Here is a 12,742-nt window from a genome sequence, read left to right as displayed (position 1 = left end):
GGGTGTCCCGGGCAAGGAGCATGATTCTGTGAAAGCCGACGGCAATCCTATCCAACTGGCCGAGGACTCCCAAGATTTGGGCGCGCCCGGCGTAACGATTCTCGTCTGCTCCTCCTGTCGCGACGAAACCGGCTCGGATGCTCGGCCCCGCGCCGGCGAGCATCTTGCCCAAGGTGCGATTCGCGCCGCAGCGCCCGAGAAGATCACCGTCAAACAGGTCGAATGCCTCGGCAACTGCAAGAGTCGTCTGAGCGCTGCCCTGCTGCGCGACGGCTCGTGGAGCTACGTCTTCGGCGACCTCACGACCGAAAGCGGACCCGATCTGATCACCGGCGCAAAGCTTTTCGCGACCTCGACCGACGGCATCCTGCCTTGGCGCGGCCGCCCCGACAGCCTCAAGCGCGGCCTCGTCGCGCGCATCCCTCCCCTCGATCTCCTGAAGGACAATTCATGACCGCTTCCGCCGCCCGCGTTCCCTGCACCGTCGTCACCGGCTTTCTCGGCGCCGGAAAGACTACGCTGATCCGCCACATCCTCGAAAACGCCAATGGCCGCCGGCTGGCCCTGATCGTCAACGAATTCGGCGATATCGGCATCGATGGCGAAATCCTCAAAGGTTGCGGCGTGGATGCCTGCCCGGAGGAAAACATCGTCGAGCTGGCCAATGGCTGCCTGTGCTGCACCGTCGCCGACGATTTCGTGCCGGCGCTGGATCAGATCCTGGCGCTGGAGCCGAAAGTCGATCACATCATCATCGAGACCTCCGGCCTGGCGCTGCCCAAGCCGCTGGTGCAGGCATTCCAGTGGCCGAGCGTGAAGAGCCGCGTGACGGTAGACGGCGTCGTCGCCGTGGTGGATGGCCCCGCACTGGCCGCAGGGAAGGTTGCATCCGACCTCGATGCTCTGCAGGCGCAGCGCCAGGAAGACGATTCGCTCGATCATGACGACCCGGTCGAGGAAGTGTTCGAGGATCAGGTCGCCTGCGCCGACCTCATCATTCTCTCCAAGAGCGATCTGCTCGACGCAGCCGGCAGCGCCCGCGCCAACGCCATCATCAGCGAGCATCTGTCGCGCGCCGTGAAAATCGTCCCGACCGCGCAGGGCAAGGTCGATCCCTCGGTGCTGCTCGGCCTCGGTTTGGCCGTCGAGGACGACATCGAGAACCGCAAGACCCATCACGACGACGAACTCGACCACGAGCACGATGATTTTGACTCCTTCATCATCGAGCTTCCGGCGATTTCCGATCCCGACGCGCTGGCCAAGCGCGTGGCGACGGCTGCCGAACAAGAAAACGTGCTGCGCGTGAAGGGTTTCGTTGATGTCGGCGGCAAGCCGATGCGGCTTCTGGTCCAGGCCGTCGGCCCACGCGTCAACCACTATTACGACCGCGCCTGGACGGCTGCCGACGACCGCCGCTCGCGTCTCGTCGTCATTGGCCTGAAGGGGCTGAATCGCGCCGCGATCGAGCGCATACTGGTCAACTGACCAACAGCGTGCCGCCATGCACATACTGACCACGACATCCGCCTCGCTCGACGATCTGGTCGAGCCGGTCGATCTGCGGCAAGCACCGGCGGATATCGTGGCCCTGTCCTTCACCGACAGCGATCTGGCCGGACTGGCGGCGGCATGGAAGCAAGAAGCCGAAACGCTGCCCTCGATGCGATTGGCCGCCCTTCGCGACCTGCGCCACCCGATGTCGGTCGATCTGTGGATCGACCACACCGCCAGCCGGGCCAAGGTCATTCTGGTGCGCATCCTCGGCGGCTATGATTGGTGGCGCTATGGCTGCGACCGGCTCGCCGCAATGTGCCGCGAGAAGAATATCCATCTGGCGCTGCTTCCCGGCGAAAGCCACGACGAAGACCTCCGGCTGATCGAATGCTCGACCCTGCCGCGCGAGCAGCTGGACGGGCTGCTCGCCTATTTCCGTGAGGGCGGACCTGAGAATATGCGCGGGCTGGTGCGGCGGCTGGCGGGGCTGGCCGGCGGAGAAGGCGCACAAACAGCGCCGGTTACGGTGCCGAAGGCCGGTTTTTACGACCCGGCAAGGGGTGTCGTCGAGCGCGACGTCCCCCTCCCCCTCGAGGGGAGGGTCCGGCCGCAGGCCGGGGGTGGGGTCGTCCCGGCCGCGCGCCAACGCCAAGAAACGCCGAGCACTGCCGCAGCAACCCCCTCCGCCGCCTTTGGCGGCACCTCCCCCTCAAGGGGGGAGGAAAAAGCCCCCGTCATCCCCATCCTGTTCTACCGCTCGATGCTGCTCGCCGCCGATGTCGCGCCGATCGACGCGCTTGTGGAGGCGCTGCGCCGACATGGCATGAACCCCGTTCCGATCTTCGTTTCCAGCCTGAAGGACATGGCCTCCCTCGCCTTCGTCGAAAACGCGCTGGCAGACCTGAAACCCGCCGCGATCATCACCGCAACCGCCTTCGCCTCCGGCGCTGAGCCCGGCAGCGAAACGCTGTTCGACCGCGCCGGCGTGCCGGTATTCCAGGTTATCGTCGCAACCACGCGCCGCGACGCCTGGGCCACGAACCAGCGCGGCCTCGCCCCCGCCGATCTCGCAATGCATGTGGTCATGCCAGAACTCGACGGCCGCATCCTTGCCGGCGCGATTTCGTTCAAGGCAGAGATCGAAGTCGACGCGGCCCTCGCTTTCAAGGGTCTCGCCAATCACCCCGAGCCGGACCGCGTCGAGCAAGTGGCAAGCCTCGTCGCAGCCTTCATCCGCCTCCAGCGCGAGCCGCGCCCGACGCGCAAGCTCGCCATTCTCATTCCCGATTATCCAAGCGCGCCCGGCCGCACCGGCTATGCCGTCGGTCTTGACGTTCCCTCCAGTGTTCTCGCCATGCTGCATGACCTGAAGCAACAGGGCTATGCTGTTGAAGGGATTCCCGAATCGCCGCGCGAACTATTGGGCTTGCTGGAGCACGGCAATAATGGGCTGAGCTTAGAAGATTATCTTGTCTTCGCGAAAGATCTGCCTGAGGAGGCGCGGGCGACGGTGGAGGCTGCGTGGGGCAAGCCGGATGTGGAAACCTTCCCCTTCCGCGCCGCAACCTTCGGCAACATCACCGTAGCACTTGCCCCGGATCGCGGACGCTCGGCTGACCGCCGCGCCGATTATCACGACCCAACGCTGCCGCCCCGTCACGCGCTGCTCGCTTTCGGCCTGTGGCTGCGCAAGAAATTCGGCTGCCACGCGCTGGTCCATGTCGGCGCGCATGGCACGCTGGAATGGCTGCCCGGCAAGACCGTGGCGCTGAGCAGCGCCTGCTTTCCCGAAATCGTCACCGGCAGCTTGCCCGTCATATATCCCTTCATCGTCAGCAATCCCGGCGAGGCAGCGCAGGCCAAGCGGCGGATTTCGGCGGTCACGCTCGGCCATCTGCCGCCGCCGCTCGCGCATGCCGGACTCGACGAAAACCAGCAGATGCTGGAGCGTCTGGTCGACGAATATGCACAGGCCGACGGCCTCGACTGCCGCCGCCGCGACCGGCTGGCCAGGCTGATCGTCGAAACCGCCGCCAAGACCGGCCTCGCCCATGAAGCCGGTGTCGCCAGGACCGACGCTCCCGACGAGGCGCTGCGCCGCATCGACGCCTGGCTCTGCGACCTGAAGGACTTCGCCGTCAAGGACGGCCTGCATATCTATGGCCGCGCGGCAGAAGACGAGACTGACGCCATGCGTCGCCAAAGCGCGAACAACGAACGCGACGCGCTGATTGCAGCACTCGACGGCAGACACATCACCGCCGGCCCCGCAGGCGCGCCGGCCCGTGGCCGAACAGACGTGCTGCCGACCGGCCGCAATCTCTTCACCGCCGATCCGCGCACTATGCCAACGCCGACCGCCTTTGACCTCGGCCGCGCCGGGGCGCAGGAAGTGCTGACGCGTTATCTGCAGGATCACGGCGACTGGCCGCGCTCGCTGGTGATCGATCTCTGGGGCAGCGCCTCGCTGCGCACCGGCGGCGAGGAGATCGCGCAAGGCCTGTTCCTGATGGGCTGCCGCCCGCAATGGGACGCCGCCACCGGCCGCATCACCGGCATCGAGGTACTGCCGCCCGCAACCGTCGGGCGGCCGCGCGTCGATGTCACCTGGCGCATTTCCGGCCTGTTCCGCGACATGTTCCCGACCCAGATTGCGCTGATCGACGCCGCAGCCGCAGCCGTCGCGGCGCGAGACGAGGATGCTTCCGAAAATCCGCTTGCCGCCGAAACGCGCACGCTCGGCAAGGCTCCCGCCCGCATCTTCGGCTCGTCGCCCGGCACCTATGGCGCGGGGCTGGAAGACCTTTTGTCGAGCGGCCAATGGACAAGCCGCGAGGAACTCGGCCGCGCCTATCTCGACGCCACCTCGCATGCCTATGGCGGAGCCGAAGGCGAAGGCGTGTCCGCGCCGGGCGCTTTCGCGACCCGCATCGCCGAAGCCGATCTTCTCGTCCACAGCGGCGACGATCCCGGCCGCGACATTCTCGAAGGCTCGGCCGACGTCGCCTTCATCGGAGGCTTTTCGGCAGCGCTCGCCACCCTCGGCAGCAATGCCGACGTGATCGTGCTCGATACCACCGATCCCGCGCGCCCGCGCCCACGTTCGATCACCGAGGCGGTTGCGCGCGTGGTGCGCGCTCGCGCAGTCAATCCGCGCTTCATCGAAGGACAGATGCGCCACGGCCCGCGCGGCGCATCCGAATTTGCTGAGACGGTCGACCGGCTCGTCGGCTTCGCCGAGACCACGCATGCGATACCCGGCGCGCTGATCGAGGCCGTACACGACGCCTATCTCGGCGACGAGACCGTGCGCGCCTTCCTGCTGCGCGAGAACCCGGCAGCAGCGAAGGTCATCGCCGAGCGCTTTGCTTCGGCGCGCCGGCGCGGACTGTGGCACCCGCTGCGCAATTCCATCGACGACGATCTGGCCAGCCTGATCGTCGAGGCCGAGGCGCTGGAGGTGGCGGCATGAGCGCCTTCTCCAGGCGCGGTGCATGCCCGGCACTCTCGGCGCCGATGGAGACCGGCGACGGCTTGCTGGTGAGGCTTAATCCCGTTGCTGGAGGACTTGCCCCCAAGGCCTTGATCGGACTCTGCGAATCCGCTTCACGGCACGGCAATGGTGTGGTGGAAATCACGGCACGCGGGAGCCTGCAGATACGTGGACTGACGGCGGAAAGCGCGGTGGCGCTTGCGGGCGAAGTGAATGCGCTCGGCATCGCGGTGCGCACCGGCGTGCCGGTGGAGACTGGGCCACTTGCGGGGTTGGACCCGGAGGAGATTGGGGATCCATCTCCGCTTGCTGACCGCATTCGCGAGGCGATTGGCGCATCGGACCTCGCAGGTCGTCTCGGCCCGAAGGTTTCGGTCGTTGTCGATGGCGGCGGGCGGTTGAATATGGATACCGTGCAGGCGGATGTTCGTCTGACTGCTGTGTCCTCCAACCAATGGCTGTTGGCGATGGCCGGCGACGCTCGCTCGGCCACGTTGTTGGGTGCTGTCGGTGAGAATGATGCCTACGAGGCTGCGCTTGTTATTTTGCAGGCAATTGCGACAAACGGACGTGAAGCCCGCGCAAAAAATCTCCTTGCAGCGATCAATGTACATCTGATGAGGCAACTTCGCACACTTGCCTCTTTTACGTCACCACCCCCCTCTGTCCTGCCGGACGCCCTGGCCCGAGCCAGGGCGTCCGGCAGGACAGAGGGGGGCGGTGATGCAGTTCGCATGTCTTCAATCGGCCTTCTCCCAATTCGCCACGCCACGGGCCTCTCCCTCGCCCTGCCCTTCGGCAGCGTGCCGGCCAGCCAGCTAATCGATCTTGCACGCGCTGCCGAATCCCTCGGCGCAACCGAATTCCGCCCAGCCCCGCAAAGAACGCTGATCGTCCTCGGCCTATCGCAAACCGCCTGCCTCACCTTGCAGGACCGCGCCAAAACCCTCGGCTTCATCACCGACCCACTCGACCCGCGCCGTTTTATCGCTGCCTGCCCCGGAACGCCGGCCTGCGCCTCTGGTCTTCTCCACACGCGCGACATCGCCAGCCAGCTCGCCGATGAAGCAGCCGACTTGTTCGACGGCTCGTTCGAGCTCCACGTTTCCGGCTGCGCAAAAGGTTGCGCGCATCCCGCCCCGGCAGCGCTCACATTCGTCGGCGGCGAAAAAGGAGCCGGACTTGTCGTGGACGGGACGGCGAAAGACCTTCCCGCCGGATACATGCCCGGCTATGAAGCCGCACGCGCGCTTGGCCGCGTGGCAAAACTGGTGCGAGCCAGCCGCGACAAAAGGGAGACGACCGCCTCCTGCCTTTCGCGGTTGGGAGCGGCCCGGATCGCCAAGGCGTTTGAACAGGGATGAGCATGACGGCTTACGACTACATCCACGACGGCAACGCGATCTATGAGCGCTCCTTCGCCATCATTCGCGCCGAGGCTGACCTGTCGCGCTTTTCCGATGCTGAAGCCGATGTCGCCGTGCGCATGATCCACGCCTGCGGGCTGGTCGAGGCTGCCGATAAATTTGAATTCGGCGAAGGTTTCGTGAAAGCGGCAAGCTCGGCCTTGAAGGCCGGCGCGCCGATCTTCTGCGATGCAGAGATGGTGGTGCGCGGCGTCACCCGCGCGCGGCTGCCGGCAAACAACGAAGTCATCTGCACATTGCGTGACGAGCGTACGCCAGCGCTGGCGAAAGAACTCGGCAACACCCGCTCGGCAGCCGCGATAAAACTCTGGGGCGAGCGCATGGCGGGCTCAGTCGTCGCCATCGGCAATGCGCCGACCGCCCTCTTCTATCTGCTGGAACTGCTGCGCGACGGCGCCCCGAAACCGGCGGCCATCATCGGCATGCCGGTGGGTTTTGTCGGTGCTGCCGAATCCAAGGATGCGTTGGCTGAGAATTCCTATGGCGTGCCCTATGCCGTCGTGCGCGGCCGCCTCGGCGGCAGCGCCATGACGGCCGCCGCACTCAACGCACTTGCGAGGCCCGGCCTGTGACGATCCAACCCAAAGGCCGCCTCATCGGCGTCGGCACCGGTCCCGGCGACCCCGAACTGCTGACGCTGAAAGCCGTGCGCGCCCTCGGTGAGGCCGACGTGCTGGCGCATTTCGCCAAGCGCGGCAACAACGGCAACGCCCGCGCCATCATTTCCGAGCATCTGAAGCCGGAAATCATCGAACTGCCGCTGCTCTATCCGGTGACGACCGAGATCGACAAGGAACATGCCGACTACAAGGCCGCGATCACCGGTTTCTATGAAGAATCGGCACAAGCCGTCGCGGAGCATCTCGAAGCCGGTCGCACGGTCGCGGTGCTGAGCGAGGGCGACCCGCTGTTCTACGGCTCCTACATGCATTTGCATGTGCGCCTGTCGCACCGCTACCCGACCGAGGTGATTCCCGGCGTCACCGCCATGTCGGGCTGCTGGTCGCAGACCGGCCTGCCGATCGTGCAGGGCGATGACGTGCTGAGCGTTCTTCCGGGCACGATGAGCGAGTTCGAACTGACGCGCCGGCTTGCCGACACCGACGCCGCCGTGATCATGAAGGTCGGGCGCAACCTGCCCAAAATCCGCCGTGCGCTGGAAGCCAGCGGCAAGCTGGATCGAGCCATGTATGTCGAGCGCGGCACCATGGCCAACACCGCCGCCATGAAGCTCGCAGACAAGACCGACGACACCGCCCCCTATTTCGCCATCGTGCTGGTTCCCGGCTGGGCGGGACGGCCATGAGCGGGCGGCTTTTCGTCATCGGGCTTGGCCCCGGCAACCCCGGCCAGATCACGCCGGAAGCAAGCGATGCGGCGGCGGAAGCCGAGTTCTTCTTCGGCTACGGTCCCTATGTCGACCGGCTGAACCTGCGCCCAGACCAGACCCGCATCGCCTCCGACAACCGCGAGGAGATTTCGCGCGCCAATTCAGCCTTGGAAAAGGCCGCCGGGGGGGCGAGCGTTGCCGTGGTTTCAGGCGGCGACCCCGGCGTCTTCGCTATGGCGGCCGCCGTCTGCGAGGCGATCGAGGCAGGCCCTGGCGAATGGCGCGACATCGAGCTGACTGTTATTCCCGGCGTCACGGCCATGCTGGCGGTCGCAGCCCGCATCGGCGCGCCGCTCGGCCATGATTTCTGTGCCATCTCGCTCTCGGACAATCTGAAGCCCTGGGATTTGATCGTGCGACGCCTGGAGGCTGCGGCAACTGCCGGCTTCGTCATCGCGCTCTACAACCCGATCAGCAAATCCCGCCCCTGGCAACTCGGCAAAGCCTTCGAAACATTGCGCGCCATCCTGCCCGGCACGACGCCGGTGATCTTCGGTCGCGCCGCCGGCAGGCCCGACGAGCGCATCGAGATCACGCCTTTGGCGGAGGCGCGCGCAGAACAGGCTGACATGGCGACCTGCGTGATGATCGGCTCGCCTGAAACCCGCATCATCGAGCGGAGCGGCCAACGGCCGCTCGTCTACACGCCACGCTTTTCGGCGGAGGCAGCCCAATGATCGATCATGGCGAGCAGTTCGCCAACGCTGGCAGCGGATGGCACATTCGGCAGGTCGGGCCTGCGGAAAAGGATGACCTCGATGCCGAGTTCGCGCGCGGCGGCGATCTTGCCATAGGTGGCGCTGCCACCGCTGTTCTTGGCGACGATGGCGTCGATGCGATTGCCTGCCAGAAGCCCACGCTCGTCCGCGTCGGCAAAGGGCCCGCGTGCAAGGATGTAGGTCGCATCCGGCACGGCGAGCGGCGGCTTGATGGGATCGACGCTGCGGATAACATAGGAATGCTGCGGAGCCTCGACGAAATCAGCGATCTCCTGCCGGCCGAGCGCCAGGAATACCCTGCGCGGCTTCTCGCCCAGAGCAGCAACCGCTTGCCCGCCATTCTCGACCAGCGTCCAGCGATCGCCTTCGACAGCCTCCCAGGCGGGGCGACGCAGTGCGAGGATCGGCACACCGGCCAGCGTCGCGGCTTCCGCAGCATTGCGCGAGATGTTGGCCGCATAAGGATGCGTGGCGTCGACCAACAGGCCGACCTGCTCGTCACGCAGATAGCTCGCCAGTCCTTCGGCACCGCCAAAGCCGCCGCTTCGCACCGGCACAGGCTGCGCGACAGGATCGACAGTGCGGCCGGCCAGCGACAAAACAACCGACAGGTCCGCGCGTCCAGCCAGCTTGCCGGCAAGCAGCCTCGCTTCCGTGGTGCCGCCGAGTATCAGAATGCGGTGGGTCATCATGCCTGCTGAGCGAAAGAAACCAGCCGCAGCCCAACGCTGGCTCACCATCGTCGGCATCGGCGAGGATGGTGTAGAGGGTCTTGGCGACGAGGCCAAGCGCTGCATTGCGCAAGCCGAGACGGTTTTCGGCGGCAAGCGGCATCTGGCGCTGGTGGAGGGGCTGGTCACCGGCAAGTCGCAGCCGTGGCCCACGCCGTTCGACGCCGGCATGCAAGCGGTCCTGGCGCTGAGCGGACACCGCGTCTGCGTGCTCGCCTCGGGCGATCCTTTCTGCCACGGAGTCGGTACCACTCTCGCCCGGCACATCCCGGCAGACGAAATGAACGTTCTGCCCGCGCCTTCCGCCTTCAGCCTCGCTGCCGCCCGCCTCGGCTGGCCGCTGCCCGAAACACAGACAATTTCCCTGCACGGCAAAGCGATCGAGTTGATCCGCCCGCTGTTGCACCCCAAGACCCGCATCCTTGCGCTGACCTCGGGCGGCGACGGCCCGGCCGCCATTGCGCGGCTGCTTTCCGAACTCGGCTTCGGCCCATCACGCCTGACGATCCTCGAGGCCCTGGGCGGCCCGTCCGAACGGCTGGTCTCGACGCGGGCCGTGACTTTCGATGCCAAAAACATCAATCCGCTCAATGTGCTGGCGATCGAAGTGGAATCAACCTCTGAAGCACGCATCCAGCCGCTGACGCCGGGCATGGCGGACGAATTGTTCGAGCATGACGGCCAGATCACCAAGCGAGAGATCCGCGCCGTCACGCTGTCGAGCCTCGCGCCCAGGCGCGGCGAACTACTGTGGGATATCGGCGGCGGCTCCGGTTCGATCTCCATCGAATGGATGCTGGCCGATCCCTCGATGCGCGCCATCACCGTCGAGGCATCGCCCGAGCGCGCCGCCCGCATCAGCCGCAATGCCGTCGCCTGCGGCGTACCAGGTCTCATTGTCGTCGAAGGCAAGGCGCCTGCGGCACTCGCCGGCCTTGAAACGCCGGACGCGATTTTCGTCGGCGGCGGTGGCACCGAGCCCGGCGTCATGGATGCGGCGATCGATGCCCTGCCCTCCGGCGGAAGGCTGGTCGCCAATGCGGTGACACTGGAAATGGAAGTGTTGCTTCTGGCCCTGCATGCGCGGCTTGGCGGCGAGTTGATCCGCCTCGCCCTCTCCCGCACCGCGCCCGTCGGTTCGATGCAGGGCTGGCGCCCGGCAATGCCGGTCACGCAATGGTCGTGGGTGAAGCCATGATCGTCGCGGGCATCGGCAGCCGCAAAGGCGTCAGCGAACAGCAGGTGCTGGACGCCATCAGCGCGACCCTGTCTGAATACCAGATTAAGGCATCTCAGCTCGATGCCATCGCGACCGCACGGTTGAAGCAGCATGAAGCCGCCATCTTCTCTGCCGGGCGCAAGCTGGGGCTCGAAGTCATGATCATTGGCGACGCGGAACTCGCAGAGGCCGGAAAGAAGGCCCCCAGCCATTCCGACCTGTCCCTGACCCTGACCGGCGCACCCTCCGTGTCGGAAGCCGCAGCCCTGGCGGCTGCCGGCGAAAACGCTCGGCTGCTCGGGCCAAGACGCGTTCTCGACTCGGTGACCTGCGCGATTGCGCAAAGCGGAGAGGCATCGTGACGGTTCACTTCATCGGCGCCGGCCCCGGCGCGGCCGACCTCATCACCGTTCGTGGCCGCGACCTGCTGGCGCGTTGCCCAGTGTGCCTCTATGCCGGCTCGATCGTACCGAAGGAGATGCTGGCTTACTGCGGGCCGGACACGAAACTCATTGATACGGCCCCGATGTCACTGGACGAGATCGAGGCCGAATATGCCTCGGCGCATCAGGCCGGGCAGGACGTCGCCCGGCTTCATTCTGGCGACCTTTCCGTCTGGAGTGCGGTCGCAGAGCAGATACGCCGGCTTGAAAGGCTGGGCATCCCCTACACACTGACGCCGGGCGTGCCGTCCTTTGCCGCCGCCGCGGCAGCGCTCGGTCGCGAGCTGACCATCCCGGAAGTCGCACAATCGCTGGTGCTGACCCGCGTTTCCGGCCGCGCCTCGCCGATGCCGGCAAAGGAGACATTGTCGGCTTTCGGCGCGACCGGCGCGACGCTTGCCATCCATCTCGCCATCCACGCCATCGACCGCGTGGTGGAAGAACTGACGCCGTTCTATGGCGAAGACTGCCCCGTCGCCATCGTTTTCCATGCCTCATGGCCGGACGAACGCATCCTGCGTGGCACACTGGCAACGATTGCCGCTCAACTCGCCGCCGATCCGATAGAGCGCACGGCGATCATCTTCGTCGGCCCCTCGCTGGCGGCCGAGAATTTTCGCGAAAGCTCGCTCTACGACGCCTATTATCAGCGCCGGTTCAGGGGGCGGGATTCGCTATGAGTGGGCGCGAAGGGCGCATGCCCCCTCAATTCGCCGTCGCGGTTGAAGACAAGGATTTCGAGCTCGATATCCGCACTCTTCAAAACGGGTGCAGCCGTGCGCCACGCACCGGCGGCAATCGCATCTCCGATTGGCACGCCTTCGGCCACGGCAAGCGCAAAAGCCTCGGCAACAGTATTGGCACCACGAATGCGCGCTGCCAGCTTCTCGTCCGCGCCTGCTTCGACGGCTACAACCGCCAGCCCGTCGAGATCGGCCGCACCCCGGTTGGAATGCACATCGAGCATGCCCTGCGCCAGCTTGGTCATCTTGGCGACGCCGCCGGCGATGGTCACGCGCGGCACGGGATGCGTGCGGATATATTTCAGCATGCCCCCGACGAAGTCACCCATGTCGATCAACTGCACTTCATGCAGGCCGTGGAATTTCTGCACGGCCATCTCGGAAGCATTGCCGGTCGAACCGGCGACATGGGTAAAGCCCATGGCGCGCGCCACATCGACACCGCGATGGATGGAGTGAATCCAGGCCGAGCAGGAATAGGGAATGACGATACCGGTCGTGCCCAGGATGGAGATGCCGCCAAGGATGCCGAGGCGCGGGTTCAGCGTGCGCTGCGCCATCTCCTCGCCGCCGACCACGGAAATCTCGACCTCGATATCGGCGTTGTCACCCGCGACCTGATGCACGGCCTCGGTAATCATCCTGCGCGGCACCGGATTGATCGCCGGTTCACCCGGCGGGATCGGCAGGCCCGGTCTTGTCACCGTGCCGACGCCCGAGCCAGCGCGAAAAGTCACGCCCGAGCCCGGCGCGCCGGGCCGCACGGTGCTTTTTACCAGCGCGCCATGCGTCACATCGGGGTCGTCACCGGCATCCTTGACGATGCCGACCGTCGCCCTGCCGTCGCCAAGTTCGTGATTGGCCAGCGCAAAACCCACGATGTTGCCGCCGGGCAGCGTGATCTCCACCGGGTCGGGAAAACTGCCCGTCAGCAACGCCGAACACGCCGCCTTGGTGGCAGCGGTGGCGCAGGCGCCTGTGGTCCAGCCACGGCGCAGCGGCATTTCGGCTTCTTTCATGCCTTCGCTCATGCCGGCCTATATACGCAGGCCGTCTTTACGCGTCATCCGGGAAAGCACT

The 12,742-nt window shown here is 65.9% G+C and carries 12 protein-coding genes; 10 read left to right on the top strand and 2 right to left on the bottom strand.

Features of this window, described 5'->3' with window-relative positions; genetic code table 11:
* Nucleotides 1-28: 28 nt before the first annotated feature.
* The 7 genes from DZG07_RS10715 to DZG07_RS10685 are packed head-to-tail and all read left to right on the top strand — an operon-like array spanning nucleotide 29 to nucleotide 8,484.
* Entirely contained in the window at nucleotides 29-454 is a 426-nt protein-coding gene (locus DZG07_RS10715; RefSeq protein WP_119816815.1) for a DUF1636 family protein, read from the top strand.
* On the top strand, nucleotides 451-1,488 hold the full coding sequence (cobW, locus tag DZG07_RS10710; protein WP_119816812.1) for a cobalamin biosynthesis protein CobW: 1,038 nt from the start codon (nucleotides 451-453) through the stop codon (nucleotides 1,486-1,488). The genes DZG07_RS10715 and cobW overlap by 4 nt, the downstream gene beginning before the upstream one ends.
* A gap of 16 nt (nucleotides 1,489-1,504) precedes the next feature.
* Nucleotides 1,505-4,969: a cobaltochelatase subunit CobN gene (cobN, locus tag DZG07_RS10705; protein WP_119816810.1), complete on the top strand. Its 3,465-nt coding sequence runs from the start codon at nucleotides 1,505-1,507 to the stop codon at nucleotides 4,967-4,969.
* Nucleotides 4,966-6,354: a precorrin-3B synthase gene (gene cobG, locus DZG07_RS10700; protein WP_119816807.1), complete on the top strand. Its 1,389-nt coding sequence runs from the start codon at nucleotides 4,966-4,968 to the stop codon at nucleotides 6,352-6,354. Before cobN ends, cobG begins: the two co-directional genes overlap by 4 nt.
* A 2-nt stretch (nucleotides 6,355-6,356) precedes the next feature.
* Nucleotides 6,357-6,989: a precorrin-8X methylmutase gene (locus DZG07_RS10695; RefSeq protein ID WP_119816804.1), complete on the top strand. Its 633-nt coding sequence runs from the start codon at nucleotides 6,357-6,359 to the stop codon at nucleotides 6,987-6,989.
* A complete protein-coding gene (locus DZG07_RS10690) occupies nucleotides 6,986-7,723 on the top strand; it encodes a precorrin-2 C(20)-methyltransferase (RefSeq protein ID WP_119816801.1) in 738 nt (245 codons plus the stop codon). The genes DZG07_RS10695 and DZG07_RS10690 overlap by 4 nt, the downstream gene beginning before the upstream one ends.
* On the top strand, nucleotides 7,720-8,484 hold the full coding sequence (locus DZG07_RS10685; protein ID WP_119816798.1) for a precorrin-3B C(17)-methyltransferase: 765 nt from the start codon (nucleotides 7,720-7,722) through the stop codon (nucleotides 8,482-8,484). Before DZG07_RS10690 ends, DZG07_RS10685 begins: the two co-directional genes overlap by 4 nt.
* Here the strand turns inward: DZG07_RS10685 and DZG07_RS10680 are convergent.
* Nucleotides 8,448-9,215, bottom strand: a complete 768-nt coding sequence (locus tag DZG07_RS10680) for a cobalt-precorrin-6A reductase (protein ID WP_119821615.1) — start codon at nucleotides 9,213-9,215, stop codon at nucleotides 8,448-8,450. The genes DZG07_RS10685 and DZG07_RS10680 overlap by 37 nt on opposite strands.
* Nucleotide 9,216: 1 nt before the next feature.
* Between DZG07_RS10680 and cbiE the strand changes: the two genes are divergently transcribed.
* From cbiE to cobM, 3 genes are read left to right on the top strand one after another with little or no spacing between them, the layout of a single operon-like run.
* Nucleotides 9,217-10,455 carry a precorrin-6y C5,15-methyltransferase (decarboxylating) subunit CbiE gene (gene cbiE / locus DZG07_RS10675; protein ID WP_119816795.1) on the top strand — a complete coding sequence of 413 codons (1,239 nt, stop codon included), beginning with the start codon at nucleotides 9,217-9,219 and terminating at the stop codon, nucleotides 10,453-10,455.
* Nucleotides 10,452-10,838: a cobalamin biosynthesis protein gene (locus tag DZG07_RS10670; RefSeq protein WP_119821613.1), complete on the top strand. Its 387-nt coding sequence runs from the start codon at nucleotides 10,452-10,454 to the stop codon at nucleotides 10,836-10,838. Before cbiE ends, DZG07_RS10670 begins: the two co-directional genes overlap by 4 nt.
* Nucleotides 10,835-11,599 (top strand): precorrin-4 C(11)-methyltransferase, encoded by a 765-nt coding sequence (cobM, locus tag DZG07_RS10665; protein WP_119816793.1) that lies wholly within the window; start codon nucleotides 10,835-10,837, stop codon nucleotides 11,597-11,599. The genes DZG07_RS10670 and cobM overlap by 4 nt, the downstream gene beginning before the upstream one ends.
* Here cobM and DZG07_RS10660 read toward each other — a convergent pair.
* On the bottom strand, nucleotides 11,566-12,681 hold the full coding sequence (locus tag DZG07_RS10660) for a cobalt-precorrin-5B (C(1))-methyltransferase (RefSeq protein ID WP_119821611.1): 1,116 nt from the start codon (nucleotides 12,679-12,681) through the stop codon (nucleotides 11,566-11,568). The genes cobM and DZG07_RS10660 overlap by 34 nt on opposite strands.
* Between the last annotated feature and the right edge of the window lie 61 nt (nucleotides 12,682-12,742).

It is taken from the genome of Mesorhizobium sp. DCY119, assembly GCF_003590645.1.
GTDB lineage: Bacteria > Pseudomonadota > Alphaproteobacteria > Rhizobiales > Rhizobiaceae > Mesorhizobium_M.
Note: the sequence above shows the minus strand (reverse complement) of the source record. Positions and strands in the feature narration are given on the sequence as shown.